Raw genomic sequence first — 16,632 nt, forward strand, 5'->3', positions numbered from 1 at the left:
AAAATCTCGGCGCCTGACCGACCTCCAAACTGCGAGTTGAATAACAACCATGACCTATGCCAACAGCGTTCTGGCCGTCAATGACGACCTCCCCATCCGAACAAACCGCCCGGTCCACAGTGGCAAGGTACGCTCTGTGTACTGGCTTACCGCCGAGGACAGCGCAAGACTGATCCGCGAGCGCGACTACCCGGTTCGGGCTGATGCGCCGCTGGCCGTGATGGTGATCAGTGATCGGCTGTCTGCATTCGATTGCATCTGGCACGCGGAAGATGGACTGAATGGCGTACCGGGCAAGGGTGCAGCGTTAAATGCCATCGCCAGTCACTGGTTCAGCCTGTTTCGTAATGAAGGGCTGGCAGACTCGCATATTGTGGATATTCCCCACCCCTTTGTATGGATCGTACAGCAGGCACAACCGGTCAGGATCGAAGCCATCTGCCGACAATACATCACCGGCTCAATGTGGCGGGCCTACGCCAACGGTGAGCGCGATTTCTGTGGCAATCAGCTGCCAGAAGGACTGCAAAAGAACCAGCGTCTGCCAGAGCTGCTGATTACGCCTTCCACCAAAGGCATATTGAAGGGCATTCCTGGGGTCCCGGAAGCCGACGATGTAAACATTTCACGTCAGGATATTCAGGACAACTACGCTGCCTTCGGCTTTAAGACGCAAGACGACATTGCGCTTTACGAAAAGCTGTTGGCCGAGGGCTTTGCTGCAATAAGCGAAGAACTCTCCTCTATCGACCAGATATTTGTCGATACCAAATTTGAATTCGGTTACGTCACGGATCGCCATGGCCAGCAGCGGCTTATTTACATGGACGAAGTAGGCACACCCGACTCCTCACGGATATGGAATGGTGAGGACTTTCGGCAGGGACAGATTGTCGAGCAATCCAAGGAAGCATTCCGTCAGTTCCTGCTGAATCACTTTCCAGACCCCGATATCCTGCTTAACAAGAACCGCATGGATGAGCGCCTTGCTCTGGCACGCGACAACGCCCTGCCACAACAGGCTCTGCTGGACGTGTCACGCACGTACATCAAAATGGCAGAAAAAATCACCGGCCAACACGTTTACGTCCCGGACAATCCAAAAGCGGAAATCATCAACATTCTTCGCGATCACTACCACCTCATAGACTGAATGAGCGTTCCGGTTACACGTCGCACAATTCTTCGGCGCGCCTGGCCAGTCATGCTGGCCAACGCGTCAGTTCCGCTACTGGGACTATCTGACACCGCAGTCATCGGAAACTTTGGTTCACTTGAGGCACTTGGCGCCATTGCATTTGGCGCAATCGTTTTCAGTTTTGCCTATTGGAGCTTCGGTTTTCTGCGGATGGGCACAACCGGCTTCGTGGCGCAGGCCCTTGGTGCCAGAAACGCATTGGAAATACGTGCAGCTCTGTGGCGAGCCGTCTTTCTCGGAACAATAATTGGCTGTCTGTTAATTATCCTGCAATACCCTCTAAGTAGCATTTCGATCTCTCTTCTCCAGGGAAGTGTCGCTGTAGAGACACTGACACATGACTACATCCACATGCGAATCTGGGGCGCTCCGGCCGCACTGGCACTGTTTGCCCTGATGGGGTGCCTGATTGGACTCGGAAAAAGCAAAACGCTGCTGTTTGTGCAGATCTTGATGAACGGATTAAATGTGATACTGGACATCCTGTTCGCCGGGGTTTTGCAAATGGGCGTTGTTGGCATTGCACTGGGCACATTGATCGCCGAGTGGATTACCCTGAGTGTTGCGCTGATCGTAGTGATCAGAGCACTGCCGGATCGCAATAAATTTCCCCTGCTGCCCTGGGAAAAACTGAAGGATTTAAAATCCCTTCGACAAACTTTAAGTGTCAATCGTGACATCATGATCAGGACGATTCTGATGGTGGCCAGCTTTGCCTGGTTCGTCAGACAAAGTGCACAGTTTGGTGATGATGTATTGGCGGCAAACCATATTCTGTTGCAACTAATCTCTTTTTCAGCGTTTTTCCTCGATGCCTATGCCTATATTGCAGAAGCCCTGGTCGGTGAAGCAATGGGAGCTGGCGATCTGCAGAACTTTGATCAGGCAATGTGGCGCAGTACCGAACTGGCAGCTGGCAGCAGCGTGCTTCTTGCCGCCATCATCTGGTTTGCCGGAGATTTTTTTGTGGCGCTGTTGAACCAGCATGACGCTGTAAGGCTGGCAGCCAGTGAGGGGCTACCGCTGGCCGCGCTTTATGTCGCGCTGGCGTTTGCGGCGTTCCAGCTGGACGGCATATTCATCGGCACAACCCAGACGCGTCAGATGCGCAATGCCTCGATCATGTCCGTAGCGGTGTTTCTAGGCGCCAGTCTGGTGTTGACGCAGGCCTACCAGGTGACCGGCCTGTGGGCAGCGTTTGTGATATACGTCTTTGCCCGCGCTGTGACACTGGCTGCATACCTGCCGGCGCTGCGGCTCAAGCTCAGTCAGAGCCAAACCACGCCAGTTGATTCTGCAGGCGAACCACCTGGCCAATGATGATGATGGCAGGCGCCCTGACCTCGGCTGCCGCCACCTTGTCTGCGATACTGGTCAGTGTCCCCTTGACCACACGCTGCTGAGGCAACGTGCCCTGCTCTACCACAGCTACTGGCATATCAGTGCTCATGCCATGACTCAGCAACTGTTCACAGATTAGCGGCAGTGTCAGCAGGCCCATGTAGATCACAAGCGTCTGCTGCTCTGCCGCCAGCGCCTGCCAGTCGAGATCCGGTTTATCGTTTTTCAGGTGCCCTGTGACAAACCGCACCGACTGGGAAAAATCACGATGTGTCAGCGGAATACCCGCGTAGGCGGAGCAACCTGAAGCAGCGGTGATACCCGGCACCACCTGGAATGGAATGCCCGCTTCAGTCAGTCTGTCAATTTCCTCACCACCTCGCCCGAAAATGAAGGGATCACCGCCTTTCAGGCGCAGTACCTTCTTGCCCTCACTCGCCAGACGCACCAGCAGATCATTGATCTCTTCCTGCGGAACGGGGTGATGCTTGGCCTCCTTGCCAACAAATACGCGTTCGGCATCGGGTCGGACGCGCTTCATGATCTCGGGTGACACCAGCCGGTCAAACAGCACCACATCTGCCGCATACATCAAGCGCAGAGCCTTCAGTGTAAGCAGATCCGGATCACCCGGACCTGCACCAACCAGATACACTTCGCCGGTCTGAGCCTCGTCGAATCCCTGCTTCAGAGCGTACTCAAACAGCTCAATAGCCTCGTCGTCCCGGCCCTGCAGTACTTTGTCGGGCAAAATACCACTCAGCAGTGATTCCCAGAAGCGCGTGCGGTCAGAGAAGCTTTCGAATCGCTCTTTTACGCTAGAACGCCAGCCACCAAGCATGGCAGCCAGTCTACCGTAGGCGGCAGGCAACAGAATCTCTATCTGTTCCTTGATGCGTCGGGTTAGCACGGGTGAACTGCCACCTGTAGAAATCGCAATGACCACCGGTGAGCGGTCCACGATGGCGGGCACAATAAAACTGCAAAGCTCCGGCTGATCGACAACATTCACAGGAAGACGACGCTGCCTGGCAAGTTCCGAAACTCTGATGTTGACCGCCGGATCATCGGTGGCGGCTATGACCAGATCGACCTCTTCAAGATCCCCATCCTGAAATGGCCGCTCATGCAGCTCAAGCTCCGTTTGCGCAGCGAGTGCGCGCACGTCATCACTTATCCAGGGGGCGACGACGACAAGATGCGCGCCACAGCGACTCAATAATGCCGCTTTGCGGCTGGCCACCTCACCGGCGCCAACCAGCAGGCAGCGACGGTGAGTGACGTTCATGAACAGCGGCAGGTAATCCATTACTTAAAGCGTCTCAACGCCTCCCATATAGGGCACCAGCACCGATGGCAGTTTGATGCTGCCGTCCGCCTGCTGATAATTCTCCAGGATGGCTACCAGAGTCCGTCCGATCGCCAGGCCGGATCCATTCAGTGTGTGCAGCAGCTCTGGCTTGCCGGTTTCCGGATTGCGCCAGCGCGCCTGCATGCGACGTGCCTGATAGTCCTCGAAGTTACTGCAGGAAGATATCTCCCGATAACAATCCTGCGAAGGCAGCCATACTTCAAGGTCTATGGTACGTGCAGCGCTGGCGCCCATGTCACCACCACACAGCTGCATGGCCCGGTAAGGCAGTTCGAGCAGCTGCAGAATGCGCTCTGCATGCCCTGTAAGTTCTTCAAGCGCGCGATCAGACTGATCCGGCCGCACCATCTGTACCAGCTCCACTTTTTCGAACTGGTGCTGGCGGATCATGCCCCGTGTATCCCGACCATAACTGCCGGCTTCACTGCGGAAACAGGGCGTGTGACAGACATAACGAACCGGCAGCTGTTCGGCAGCTACAATCTCGCCGCGCACCAGATTGGTAACAGGCACTTCAGCAGTCGGGATCAGGTAATAGTTCTGCTCGCCATCCAGATGGAACAGATCTTCGGCAAATTTGGGCAGCTGGCCAGTGCCGGTCAACGAGTCCGTGTTGACGATGTAGGGAACGTACACTTCCTCGTAACCGTGCTGCAGTGTGTGCTGGTCGAGCATGAACTGGATCAGCGCCCGATGCAGGCGCGCCATGTTGCCGCGCATTACAACAAAACGAGAGCCGGTCAGCTTGGTCGCTGCAGCAAAATCCATGGCCAGGCCGTGCCTGGCGTCATGTTCGCCCAGGTCAACATGATCCCTGGGTTTGAAGTCGAATGCGCGTGGCGTGCCCCAGCGTCGAATCTCGACGTTATCCTGTTCATCACGACCGGCCGGCACGTCGTCCTGCGGCAGGTTTGGCAGCGCAATCCAGGCTGCATTGAACGCCTCCTGTACCTCTGCCAGCGCTTTTTTGGCCTGATCCAGCTTATCCCCAAGATCACTGACCTGAGCCAGCAGCGGCGCAACATCCTCGCCTGCCGCCTTGGCCTTGCCAATCAGCTTGGCACTCTGGTTGCGCTCGTTCTGCAGCTGCTCGGTTTCCAGTTGCAGCGCCTTGCGCTGGTTGTCCATCTCCAGCAATGCTGGCAGGTCAACCGTCACGCCGCGCTTGGCCAGACCGGCCTTCAGTTGTTCCGGGTTATTGCGCAGTAATCTAGGGTCTAACATGAAACAATTGTCCTTGATAAATTAGCGTTCGAGTACAGGCGTACCGCGTCAGGGGCGTGATTTTACGTCAGCAGGCGCATCAAGGCTATGCCGAGCCATGCCATCAATACACACAGCACCACGCTCATGAACGTGTAGGCCACTGCCTGGGCCAGTTGGCCCTGCTCTATCAACAATACTGTATCCAGCGAAAATGTTGAAAAGGTCGTGAAGGCTCCCAGCAAACCAACTACCCAGAGCCCCCTGACTGTCTCGGATACGGCGAGCTTCTCAGCGAACAATACGTACAGCACGCCAATCAATGCCGACCCTAGTACATTCACGGCCAGTGTGCCCCACGGCAGGCTGTGGCCAATCGGTCCCAGAGAAGCCGTGGCCCGCGTGACCCACTGCATAAGTGCGTAGCGACCAACGGCACCAAAAGCACCGCCAAGAGCGATTACCAGCCACAGGTTCATTTACGCCCTCCTGAGGAAGCACGTCCCTGCTTTGCATAACGCTGCGTTGGGCTGGCTGCATCAAGGGTGCGCAGATGTGCCAGTTTCTCCGCAATTTTAAGCTCCAGGCCGTTGCTGCCCGGCTGGTAGTACTGTCTGTCCTTCAGTGGCTCTGGAAAATAGTTCTCGCCCGCGGCATAACTGCCAGGCTCATCGTGAGCATAGCGATACTCAGCACCATACTGCATATCCTTCATCAGACGAGTTGGTGCGTTACGCAGGTGCTCAGGCACCTCATAGGACGGTTGTGCGGCTATATCGGCCTGAACGTCATTAAACGCCATGTAAACCGCGTTACTCTTGGGTGCCGCTGCCAGGTAGATAACTGCCTGAGCCAGCACCAGTTCTCCCTCCGGGCTGCCCAGCCGGGTTTGCGCATCCCAGGCATTCATGGCCAGTTGCAGCGCCCTGGGGTCGGCATTGCCTATGTCCTCACTGGCCATGCGAACCAGCCGGCGGGCCACATAGACCGGATCACAGCCGCCGTCGAGCATCCGCACCATCCAGTAGAGTGCCGCATCCGGTGATGAACCTCGCACGGCTTTGTGAAGGGCTGAAATCTGCTCGTAGAACACATCACCACCCTTGTCAAAGCGGCGGCTGAATCCCTGCAGCACCTGGTCCAGAATGGAATCATCTACAGTGCCACCATCCTCAACCAGATCAGAAGCAATCTCCAGCAGATTCAGGGCTCGCCGCGCATCGCCGTCGGCTGTTGCGGCCAGTCGGGACATCGCTGCTTCATCCAGTTGCAGCGCGCGCCGGCCCAGCCCCCTGTCAGCGTCGGCGAGTGCCGCAGCCAGCACCTGCAGCAACTCTTCATCACTCAGGCTTTTCAGCACATAGGTGCGGGCTCTGGACAACAGGGCGTTGTTCAGCTCAAACGACGGGTTTTCAGTGGTAGCACCAACAAATATCAGTGTGCCATCTTCGATGTGCGGCAAAAACGCATCCTGCTGGCTCTTGTTGAATCTGTGCACCTCATCAACGAACAGCAGGGTTGCGCGGCCATGTTGCTGCCGTCTGACACGTGCCCTGTCGACGGCGGCGCGGATGTCCTTTACTCCAGACAGCACGGCCGACAGACTTTCGAAAGCAGCATCCGCACGCTGTGCAATCAGACGGGCCAGCGTGGTCTTGCCGGTTCCGGGAGGGCCCCAGAAAATCATGGAGTGCAGAGCACCGCGTTCTAGCGCCTGCCGCAGCGGCTTGCCTGCCCCCATGATGTGACTCTGGCCTATGTATTCTTCCAGTGTGCGCGGCCGCATGCGAGCTGCCAGGGGCTGCGAGGCAAGTGATGTGTCTTCAAGCTCGTCAAGATCAGCTTGCATCTGAGTTCACTTCAGGGGGCCGGGGCGGTTTGACTGCGATTGTCGATGACGTCAAGAAATTCATCGTCTGGCACCGGAAAAACAAACTGATCGGACGCCAGAGACAGGTTGACCTGGCGATTGTAGAACTCCCACAAGGTGCGCTGTCCATTGGTACTGACAAGGAGAATCGAGGCGGGTTCGCGGTTTTCGAAATACAGGGTGACGCGTTCGTAGAGGCTGGACGGATCAAGCGGTGTCAGATAAAACTCTGCGCTCCCGGGCTGTCCCTCGATAGCCACAGCTTCGATTGCGTAGGATTCAGCAACGGCATTTATCTGACCGCCCAGCAGCTGGGCAGCGAGCTCTGACTGATCGGTCTGCCAGTCATCAATGGTCAACTGCAGCAGATCGGGCTGGTAATTCCAGAGAGATTCACCGTCGGTGACAATCAACTCCGGAAACGGCTCCAGCGTCTCCCAGTAAAATCCGTCTGGCCGCTTGAGCATAAACAGAATCTGACTTTCTTCCAGCACACTGCCACTGGACTCCATCACCAGTTGCCGGACGTCAGCACGAAACGTGCTCAGATCAGACAGCATGGTCTGCAGCAAGGCGGTATCGTCAGCCGCGGCCATTGATGAGCTAGACTCATCTGCAGACTGCGAGCTCGCGGCAGGCAGTGCGATCAGGCAGCTGACCAGCAGGACAGGAACAAATTTAGAGAACTTCATCATTGAATCGCTCACAGGGCCAGGGCTATCAGCCTGGCCGGTAATCCTGTTTATCGGGGTGGCGGCGGAGCAAGTACTTCACGACTACCATTGGCGCCCATTTCCGACACTACACCGGCTGCTTCCATCGCCTCGATCATCCGGGCGGCGCGGTTGTAACCAATTCGCAACTTACGCTGCACTGCCGATATAGACGCTTTGCGGGACTCGGTCACAAACGCTACGGCTTCATCATACAGCGCATCATCTTCTTCGCCGCCTTCGCCGCTGCCGCCACCCATACCCATATTCATTTCACGGTCTTCGACACCCTGGGTGATCTCTTCGATATAGACCGGCTCGCCACGCTGTTTCCAGTCAGCCACTACACGGTGTACTTCTTCATCACTGACAAAGGCGCCGTGCACGCGTTTGGCCAGGCCACCACCGGGAGGCAGAAACAGCATGTCGCCGTTGCCCAGCAACTGTTCAGCGCCGCCTTCACCCAGAATCGTGCGGGAGTCCACTTTGGACTGCACCATAAATGACAGTCGGGTCGGGATATTGGCCTTGATCAGACCAGTTAACACGTCCACGGAGGGCCGCTGTGTGGCAAGGATGAGGTGAATACCGGCTGCCCTTGCCTTCTGCGCGATGCGTGCGATCAACTCTTCAACTTTCTTGCCAACTACCATCATCATGTCAGCAAGTTCGTCGACAATCACCACTATATTAGGCAACGGTTCAAGGGGTGGTGCTTCCTGGTCATCCTGCAGCGCCATTGGATCGGGTTTCCAGATAGGGTCTATGATAGGCTCACCCGCTTTAATCGCATCCTGGACTTTTTTGTTGTAGCCCGCCAGATTCCGCACGCCCAGTGCAGACATCAATTTGTAGCGTCGCTCCATTTCGGCTACCGACCAGCGCAGCGCATTCGCGGCATCCTTCATGTCGGTTACAACTGGTGTCAGCAGGTGAGGAATCCCGTCATACACGGACAGTTCAAGCATCTTGGGGTCGATCATGATCATCCGGACATGTTCCGGTGTCGACTTGTAAAGCAGGCTGAGGATCATGGCGTTGATGCCCACCGACTTGCCTGAGCCTGTGGTACCTGCCACCAGCAGGTGCGGCATCTTGGCAAGGTCTACGATGACCGGTTTGCCAACAATATCGTGCCCCAGCGCCATACTCAGCGCGGACTGCGCCTTGTCGAACTCCGGCGACGCCAGCACCTGGCTCAGCAGGATCATTTCGCGCTGTTCATTGGGGATCTCTATCCCGATGACAGTCTTGCCTGGAATAACCTCGACCACACGCACGCTAATGACGGCCAGGGACCGCGCCAGATCCTTGCCCAGGCTGGTGATGCGACTGGCCTTAACACCAGGGGCTGGCTGCACTTCGAAACGGGTAATCACCGGTCCCGGATGCACCGACGTAACTTCGATATCAATGCCAAAGTCCTGCAATTTCAACTCCAGCAGTTTTGACATCGCTTCGAGCGATTCGGTGGAATAACCCTTTTTGCCGGCATTGCGGTTTTCGTCAAGCAGACCGATTGCCGGCAGCTCACCCGGGTTGCTGCCGGTAAACAGCGTGCCCTGGCGTTCCTTCTCGACCCGCTTGCTGCGTGGCGGCTGTGCACTGATCACCGGTTCAATCTTGGGCGGCGTGCGCACTTTCTCTTTCTCGATACGCACATCCAGAGCCTTGCGGCGCCGTTCTACTGCCTGTTTTACTTTACCAGCTTCTGCGCGCTTTTCCTGCCAGTCAGCAAACTGCTCTCGTGCCCGGGCAACCCCATGAATCGTCCAGTAACCAATAGCATCCACAACTGAAAGCCAGGAAATCTCAAAGGTCACCGTCAGACCAAACAGGAAGATTGCCAGGTACACCAGAGTACTGCCAAGCATGGCCAGCACTGGAATGCTGGCATCCGCCATTGCTGCGCCAATCAGACCGCCTGCAGGCCAGGTGCTGCCAGTAGGAATACTGAAGTGCAGCGTAGCCAGAGTGCAGGCGCCAATGATCAGCAGCACAATACCGGCTACCTTTATGGATACAACGCCCCATGAGAACGCCTGGTCCGCATCGGACTTTCGGAACAGCCTGTAAACCTTGAAGCCCAGGGCAAATGGCAGGACATATGCGAAGTAACCCAGCATGTGCAGCAAAATGTCGGCCAGCCAGGCGCCCATATTGCCGACCGCATTCTGTACCGGCTCACCGGTGCCCGTGGTGGTAAATCCGGGATCATCCGGAGAGTAACTGAGCAGCGCAATCAACAAAAACAGGCCCAGCAGAAAAGCCGCAATGAGGGTCCCCTCGCGGGCTATACGTTGTGACAGGCTGGCCATCCCGTCGTCCTTGGCGGTCTTTTGTTTGGACATATTTTTAAAACTTTTCAGAAACCTGCAGAATCAATTTAATTCATTTTCCAGAATTATACGGAGCAAGACAAGCATTATTCCAGTTCGAGAAAAACCCACTGCCATATTGGGCGCAGCATAGCACACTCAAACCCTTGATAATCGCTATGCCAGTCTCCATAGATGTATAATCGCAAGCTTTTCCAAAAACCATGCAGGAACTCCACATTATGACCGACAAGCAGCATCATCGCCTGATCATCCTGGGCTCCGGACCCGCTGGATATACCGCAGCCGTTTACGCCGCACGCGCCAACCTCTCTCCCCTGGTGATCACTGGCATGGTTCAGGGTGGTCAATTGACCACTACCACGGATGTCGACAACTGGCCTGGGGATGTGGAAGGCCTGCAGGGACCTGCTCTGATGGAACGTATGCAGCGCCATGCTGAGCGCTTCAACACACAGATCGTGTTTGATCACATCAACAAGGCTGACCTGAAGCAGCGCCCGTTTACCCTGCATGGTGACAATGGCATCTACACCTGTGACGCACTGATCATCGCAACGGGTGCATCTGCCCAGTATCTGGGCCTTGAATCAGAGACCGCGTTTATGGGCAAGGGTGTCAGCGCCTGCGCCACCTGTGATGGCTTCTTTTATCGCAACAAGCCTGTCGCGGTTATTGGCGGCGGTAACACGGCCGTTGAGGAGGCGCTTTACCTGTCCAATATCGCCTCTCACGTGACACTGGTCCACCGCCGTGACAGCCTGAGAGCAGAAAAGATCCTGCAGGACAAACTGTTTGCCAAGGCCAAAGAAGGCAAAGTCACCCTGCTCTGGGATCATGTGCTTGATGAAGTTCTCGGGGATGAGATGGGTGTGACCGGAATCCGGGTAAACAGCACCAAGGGCGAAGCTAGCCAGGAGCTGACGGTTGATGGCGTTTTCATCGCGATTGGCCACAAGCCAAACTCGGACATTTTTGTTGATCAACTGGACATGAAAGACGGTTATCTCACCATTCACAGCGGCACCGAGGGCAATGCCACCCAAACCAGTATTCCGGGTGTTTTTGCTGCCGGCGACATCGCTGACCACGTTTACCGTCAGGCGATCACATCTGCCGGTTTTGGCTGCATGGCGGCGCTGGACGCCGAAAAGTTCCTGGATCAGTGATTCATGGGGCAGCTGACACGGCTGCACGCCGACAACCTCCACTTTCCTCCAGCCGACAACGCGCTGGAGGATCCGCCAGGCCTGCTGGCAGTGGGTGGAGATCTGCGGCCCGAGCGGCTGCTGGCGGCCTATCGACAGGGCATATTCCCGTGGTTTGATGACAGCAGCCCTATCCTGTGGTGGTCGCCCGACCCCCGAATGGTGCTCAACCCAGCCGATGTCCACTGCTCTCGCAGCCTCGGTAAACTGATACGACGCGGACTTTACCGTGTCACCATGGACAGTGCGTTTGATCAGGTCATACAACAGTGCGCGGCGCACCGGGATGGTCAGCCCGGCACCTGGATCACCGAAGACATGCAACAGGCGTATATCAAGCTGTACCACCTGGGCTATGCCCATTCGGTTGAGGTCTGGCAAGAACAAACCCTGGTTGGCGGGCTTTATGGCATCAGCCTGGGACGGATGTTTTTTGGAGAATCCATGTTCAGCCGGCAGCCCAATACATCCAAGCTGGCGTTTGTGGCGCTGTGTCGGCAGCTGCAACAATGGTCATTCACACTGATTGACTGCCAGCTGCCCACCGATCACCTGGCCAGCCTCGGGGCCGCCCCCATGAGCAGGCAGAGGTTTCTTGCGCTGTTGGCCGAAAATCGCGTTGAAGACAATCAGTATAAGCACTGGCTATTTGATGACAATTGCCTTGTCGCTTGACTTAACTTTGAGTCGAACCCGGACGAGGCTTTGCCAACGACAAAAAATTCAGGCAAAATGCGCGCTTACTTCAAGCAGTGAGAATTTCTTTTAGATGGCTAAAGAAGACCAGATTGAAATGGAAGGCGAAGTGGTAGACACCCTTCCGAACACCATGTTCCGCGTCAAACTCGAAAACGGCCACATCGTGACCGCCCATATTTCGGGCAAAATGCGCAAAAATTACATTCGCATCCTGACCGGCGACATGGTCAAGGTAGAGTTGACACCCTACGACCTGACCAAGGGTCGCATCACCTACCGCGCTCGTTAATTAACGAGCGCTCAGGCCTGCATGCGGCTAACTGTCTGCCGAGCTTAATGCCCGGCTTTCCGACTTCTTGCCGCGCCGATTGATATCCAGCTCCACCTCATCATTAACGATGGACACGGTGACTTCGCCGCCCTCGGCCAGCTTGCCAAACAGGATCTCTTCGGCCAGCGCTTTCTTCAGCTTCTCCTGGATCAAGCGAGCCATTGGACGTGCCCCCATCTGCGGGCTGTAGCCATGGACTGCAAACCAGTCGCGGGCGCTGTCATCAACACTCAGCGTGACCTTCTTGCTGTCCAGCTGTACCTGCAGCTCCACCAGGAACTTGTCGACCACAGTGCGGATTGTCTCAGGCTGCAATGGGCCAAACTGAACAACGGCATCCAGACGGTTGCGGAACTCTGGTGTAAAGCTGCGTTTGATGACTTCCATGCCATCGCTGCTGTGATCCTGAGCCGTGAACCCGATGGATGGTCGTGACATTTCCTGGGCTCCCGCATTGGTGGTCATGATCAGGATGACATTACGGAAATCGGCCTTGCGCCCATTGTTGTCCGTCAAGGTACCGTGGTCCATCACCTGCAGCAGGATGTTAAAGACATCCGGGTGCGCCTTCTCGATCTCATCCAGCAACAGCACACAGTGCGGATGCTTGGTCACTGCCTCGGTCAGCAGTCCGCCCTGATCAAAACCGACGTATCCGGGGGGCGCACCGATCAGGCGCGACACGGTGTGTCGCTCCATGTATTCGGACATATCGAAACGCAACAACTCAATCCCCATAATTCGCGCCAGCTGACGGCTGACTTCGGTCTTACCAACACCAGTAGGACCGGCAAACAGATAGGAGCCGATCGGCTTGTCCGGCGTGTTGAGACCGGCGCGCGACAGCTTGATAGCCGTTGCCAGTGATTCAATGGCCTCATCCTGACCAAATACCACCATCTTCAGGTTGGCTTCCAGACCACGCAGGGCTTCAACATCAGAGGATGTCACGTGCTGCGGCGGGATACGCGCAATTGACGCAACAACACGCTCCATGTCGGGTGCCTGTATCAGCTTCTTGCGTTTGCTATCAGGCTGCAGACGCTGCCAGGCGCCCGCCTCGTCAATTACATCGATTGCCTTGTCTGGCATATAGCGGTCATTGATGTAGCGTCCTGCAAGCTCTGAGGCCGCACGCAGCGCGTTATCGCTGTAGCGAAGATCATGGTGTGCCTCAAAGCGCGACTTAAGGCCTTTGAGAATCTTGTAGGTCGTTTCCACATCCGGTTCTTCGATATCGATTTTCTGAAACCGCCGTGACAGCGCCCTGTCTTTGTCAAAGATGCCACGGTATTCCTGATAGGTAGTCGAACCCACGCAGCGTAAGTCACCCGACGTCAGGATGGGTTTCAGCAGATTGGAGGCGTCCATGACACCGCCCGAAGCCGCGCCGGCACCGATGATGGTATGAATTTCATCAATAAAAAGAACGGATTCCGGCTGTTTCTTCAACTCAGCCAGCAGTGTCTTGAAGCGTTTTTCAAAATCACCACGGTACTTGGTGCCAGCCAGCAATGCACCCATATCCAGCGAATAGATCACATGCCCCTTGAGGACATCCGGCACCTGGTCTTCGACCACCATACGGGCCAGACCTTCAACTACTGCCGTTTTACCGACACCGGATTCGCCCACCAACAGTGGATTGTTCTTGCGTCGTCGACACAATATCTGAATCAGGCGCAGTACTTCTTTGTCGCGGCCAATCAGCGGATCAATGCGACCCTGTCGGGCCAGCTCATTGAGGTTGGTGGCATAGTTTTCCAGTGCACTGGCGGAACCGCTGCCCTCTTCTTCAGTGCCTTCCTGCTCTGATTTTTCGGGATCTGGCGAGTCACCCTGCTGCTTGCTGATACCGTGACTGATGTAGTTGACCACATCAAGGCGGGCGATTTCCTGCTGACTCAGCAGGTACACCGCCTGGCTCTCCTGTTCGCTAAAGATGGCAACCAGCACATTGCCGCCGCTGACTTCCTGGCGGCCGGAGGACTGCACGTGGAAGACGGCACGCTGCAGCACACGCTGGAATCCGAGTGTCGGCTGAGTGTCACGCTCCTCGTCATGCTCGGCAAGAACCGGCGTGGTAGCTTCAATATAGTCCACCAGGCCAGCACGCAGACGGGAAATATCCGCTCCGCAATGCAGCAGCACATCAATCGCCAGATCATTGTCCAGCAATGACAACAGCAGGTGTTCTACGGTCATGTATTCGTGACGTTTGCTGCGCGCATTCGCAAACGCGGCATTCAAGGTCGCTTCCAGATCACGGCTGAGCATGATGTCTTCCTCCCCTACTGATCAACTTCAACGTGGCAAAGCAATGGTTGCTGGTTCTCGCGCGAAAACTCATTGACCTGCTGAGCCTTGGTTTCGGCGACATCGCGACTGTAAACGCCACAGACGGCCTTCCCCTCGGTGTGGACCTTCAACATGATCTGGGTCGCCTTTTCCACCGGCATCTGAAAGAACTCTACCAGCACCCCCACCACAAATTCCATGGGTGTGTAGTCGTCGTTCATAAGTAAAACTTTGTATAACGGTGGCTTGGCGAGTTTGGGCTTGTCAGCCGCCGTCGCCAGCCCGCGATCCGAGTGCTGATCGGGTTTCTGGCCGTCTGGCGACTGAGCGAAAATACTGCGCATGTTGTGCTGTTTCTCTCTATCTGATTTCTGGCTGATCGCCTGTGATTGCCAACAAAGATGCTATTTGCAAAGATCGACGCAGGCGCACATTTATTTCAGAGCCACATTATCACACGCCACTTCAGTCTACTTCCATATTACAGACTGTTGCAATTAGACAAAAATGATGAATAATAAAGCCTTGCAGGGACGACTTACATACGTTAAGGATTAACACTCAGGTCATACCTGGCGTGTAACACAATTAAAATTAGAACTATACGTGCAATGGAGTATTACGATGGCAATGGGGCAAGTTAAATGGTTCAACAACGCTAAAGGTTTTGGTTTTATTCTTCCAGACGACGGTGGCGGTGATCTGTTCGCCCACTATTCGGCGATCGGTATGGACGGATATAAAACCCTGAAAGCAGGTCAAACCGTAACCTTTGAAACCCTGGAAGGTCCAAAGGGCCTTCACGCGACCAACATCAAACCTGTCGCACAATCACAAGCCTGACGAGTCGGCGGGAGCCGAACAGGCTCCCGCCTCAGCTCACACGCAAGCCCCTCCTCCTCGTTCTGACCATCGAATTGAGATAAAAAACTTTTTACTCACCAGTTTTGGCTATACTTGCGCGCATGCCAAATCTCATACTGTTCAACAAGCCCTTCAACGTTCTGTCCCAGTTCACTGGCGATGTGCCGGAACAGACTCTTGCTCACTATATCGACAGGCCTGGATTCTATCCGGCCGGACGACTCGATAAGGACTCGGAAGGTCTGCTATTGCTGACCGACGATGGTCAGACCCAGCATCGAATTGCTGAACCGCGCTATAAACTTGCCAAAACTTACTGGGCACAGGTAGAGGGCATTCCCGACGACAAGGCACTCATGCAGCTGCGCAATGGCATAGTGCTGAAGGACGGCCCCACTCGACCGACGCAGGCCGAACTGATCGAACCAACAGATTTGTGGCCGCGTGTGCCGCCGATACGGGTCCGCAAGCAGATACCCGACAGCTGGGTGCAGCTCACGATAACCGAAGGTCGGAACAGGCAGGTAAGGCGCATGACGGCGGCAGTGGGATATCCAACACTGCGGCTGATTCGATATCAGATCGGTGACTGGACACTGGGCAGTCTGAGTCCCGGCGAATGGCGAATGATAGAACTGCCTGAGCGCTGGTGGCGCTGAGCATTGCTGCTTCGTTCAGACTGGCTACTCGTCTGCCGGCGTATTTTCCCAGCGCGCCGCCCGCTGGTAATCCGACTGGCGTGATGCCACCCATTCGCTCTGCTCACCAAAACGCTGCTTCTTCCAGAAAGGAGCGGACGTTTTAAGATAGTCCATGATGAATTCCGCAGCCGCAAATGCGGCCTCGCGGTGCGCACTGGCTGTCAACACCAGCACAATCTGATCGTGCGGCAGCAGTTTACCGACACGATGTACCACACGCACGGCCTGCAGTGGCCAACGTGCTCTGGCCTGCTCGACAATAGCCCGCAACGCCTTCTCGGTCATGCCCGGGTAATGCTCAAGCGTCAGCGACTGCCCCGCTGCGGCCGAAGCCTGGCCATCAGCTCCTGAACCCGGTGCGACATCCCTGACCAGCCCGCTGAACATGACGACCGCACCCGGATTACCTGCATCCGCGATAATGCCCTGATATTCGTGTGCCACGTCGAAATCAGCCGTCTGCACACGCACATCGAATATTTCCTGCGCAGACAT

16 protein-coding genes are annotated in these 16,632 nt (G+C 55.8%); 7 read left to right on the plus strand and 9 right to left on the minus strand.

The window, feature by feature from the left end; translation table 11 throughout:
* The first annotated feature begins 49 nt into the window (after nucleotides 1–49).
* Together LVD14_RS11145 and LVD14_RS11150 are read left to right on the plus strand one after the other, a co-directional pair.
* On the plus strand, nucleotides 50–1,153 hold the full coding sequence (locus tag LVD14_RS11145) for a phosphoribosylaminoimidazolesuccinocarboxamide synthase (protein ID WP_237134151.1): 1,104 nt from the start codon (nucleotides 50–52) through the stop codon (nucleotides 1,151–1,153).
* Nucleotides 1,154–2,518, plus strand: a complete 1,365-nt coding sequence (locus tag LVD14_RS11150) for an MATE family efflux transporter (RefSeq protein ID WP_237134152.1) — start codon at nucleotides 1,154–1,156, stop codon at nucleotides 2,516–2,518.
* Here LVD14_RS11150 and cysG read toward each other — a convergent pair.
* The 6 genes from cysG to LVD14_RS11180 form a co-directional block, all read right to left on the minus strand.
* Nucleotides 2,463–3,848: a siroheme synthase CysG gene (cysG, locus tag LVD14_RS11155; RefSeq protein WP_237134153.1), complete on the minus strand. Its 1,386-nt coding sequence runs from the start codon at nucleotides 3,846–3,848 to the stop codon at nucleotides 2,463–2,465. The two genes, LVD14_RS11150 and cysG, sit on opposite strands and share 56 nt — an antisense overlap.
* A gap of 3 nt (nucleotides 3,849–3,851) precedes the next feature.
* A complete protein-coding gene (gene serS, locus LVD14_RS11160; protein ID WP_237134154.1) occupies nucleotides 3,852–5,135 on the minus strand; it encodes a serine--tRNA ligase in 1,284 nt (427 codons plus the stop codon).
* A gap of 62 nt (nucleotides 5,136–5,197) precedes the next feature.
* Nucleotides 5,198–5,593, minus strand: coding sequence for a fluoride efflux transporter CrcB (gene crcB / locus LVD14_RS11165; protein ID WP_237134155.1), 396 nt, complete (start codon nucleotides 5,591–5,593; stop codon nucleotides 5,198–5,200).
* Nucleotides 5,590–6,963 (minus strand): replication-associated recombination protein A, encoded by a 1,374-nt coding sequence (locus tag LVD14_RS11170; RefSeq protein WP_237134156.1) that lies wholly within the window; start codon nucleotides 6,961–6,963, stop codon nucleotides 5,590–5,592. Before LVD14_RS11170 ends, crcB begins: the two co-directional genes overlap by 4 nt.
* An 11-nt stretch (nucleotides 6,964–6,974) precedes the next feature.
* Nucleotides 6,975–7,679: a LolA family protein gene (locus LVD14_RS11175; RefSeq protein ID WP_237134157.1), complete on the minus strand. Its 705-nt coding sequence runs from the start codon at nucleotides 7,677–7,679 to the stop codon at nucleotides 6,975–6,977.
* A 47-nt stretch (nucleotides 7,680–7,726) separates the two neighbouring features.
* Nucleotides 7,727–10,048 (minus strand): DNA translocase FtsK, encoded by a 2,322-nt coding sequence (locus LVD14_RS11180; RefSeq protein WP_237134158.1) that lies wholly within the window; start codon nucleotides 10,046–10,048, stop codon nucleotides 7,727–7,729.
* A gap of 209 nt (nucleotides 10,049–10,257) precedes the next feature.
* On the opposite strand from LVD14_RS11180, the gene trxB reads away from it, so the two are divergent.
* The 3 genes from trxB to infA all read left to right on the plus strand — a co-directional run bounded on the left by trxB (nucleotide 10,258) and on the right by infA (nucleotide 12,232).
* Nucleotides 10,258–11,205, plus strand: a complete 948-nt coding sequence (trxB, locus tag LVD14_RS11185; protein WP_237134159.1) for a thioredoxin-disulfide reductase — start codon at nucleotides 10,258–10,260, stop codon at nucleotides 11,203–11,205.
* A 3-nt stretch (nucleotides 11,206–11,208) separates the two neighbouring features.
* The gene (aat, locus tag LVD14_RS11190; RefSeq protein ID WP_237134160.1) at nucleotides 11,209–11,919 is read left to right on the plus strand and encodes a leucyl/phenylalanyl-tRNA--protein transferase; all 711 of its coding nucleotides are present in this window, start codon (nucleotides 11,209–11,211) and stop codon (nucleotides 11,917–11,919) included.
* A gap of 94 nt (nucleotides 11,920–12,013) precedes the next feature.
* Complete coding sequence (infA, locus tag LVD14_RS11195) at nucleotides 12,014–12,232, plus strand: translation initiation factor IF-1 (protein WP_058021674.1); 219 nt, start codon at nucleotides 12,014–12,016, stop codon at nucleotides 12,230–12,232.
* 27 nt (nucleotides 12,233–12,259) lie between these two features.
* Here the strand turns inward: infA and clpA are convergent, their stop codons facing one another.
* Together clpA and clpS are read right to left on the minus strand one after the other, a co-directional pair.
* Nucleotides 12,260–14,551, minus strand: a complete 2,292-nt coding sequence (gene clpA / locus LVD14_RS11200) for an ATP-dependent Clp protease ATP-binding subunit ClpA (protein ID WP_237134161.1) — start codon at nucleotides 14,549–14,551, stop codon at nucleotides 12,260–12,262.
* A gap of 14 nt (nucleotides 14,552–14,565) precedes the next feature.
* Nucleotides 14,566–14,916, minus strand: a complete 351-nt coding sequence (gene clpS, locus LVD14_RS11205; protein WP_237134162.1) for an ATP-dependent Clp protease adapter ClpS — start codon at nucleotides 14,914–14,916, stop codon at nucleotides 14,566–14,568.
* Between the two features lie 280 nt (nucleotides 14,917–15,196).
* On the opposite strand from clpS, the gene cspD reads away from it, so the two are divergent.
* On the plus strand, nucleotides 15,197–15,415 hold the full coding sequence (cspD, locus tag LVD14_RS11210; protein ID WP_237134163.1) for a cold shock domain-containing protein CspD: 219 nt from the start codon (nucleotides 15,197–15,199) through the stop codon (nucleotides 15,413–15,415).
* A 122-nt stretch (nucleotides 15,416–15,537) separates the two neighbouring features.
* Nucleotides 15,538–16,095: a pseudouridine synthase gene (locus LVD14_RS11215; protein WP_237134164.1), complete on the plus strand. Its 558-nt coding sequence runs from the start codon at nucleotides 15,538–15,540 to the stop codon at nucleotides 16,093–16,095.
* A 24-nt stretch (nucleotides 16,096–16,119) separates the two neighbouring features.
* Here the strand turns inward: LVD14_RS11215 and moaE are convergent, their stop codons facing one another.
* The gene (moaE, locus tag LVD14_RS11220) at nucleotides 16,120–16,632 is read right to left on the minus strand and encodes a molybdopterin synthase catalytic subunit MoaE (protein ID WP_237134165.1); all 513 of its coding nucleotides are present in this window, start codon (nucleotides 16,630–16,632) and stop codon (nucleotides 16,120–16,122) included.

It is taken from the genome of Pseudohongiella sp. O18 (assembly GCF_021729085.1).
In the GTDB taxonomy this organism is placed as follows: domain Bacteria; phylum Pseudomonadota; class Gammaproteobacteria; order Pseudomonadales; family Pseudohongiellaceae; genus Pseudohongiella.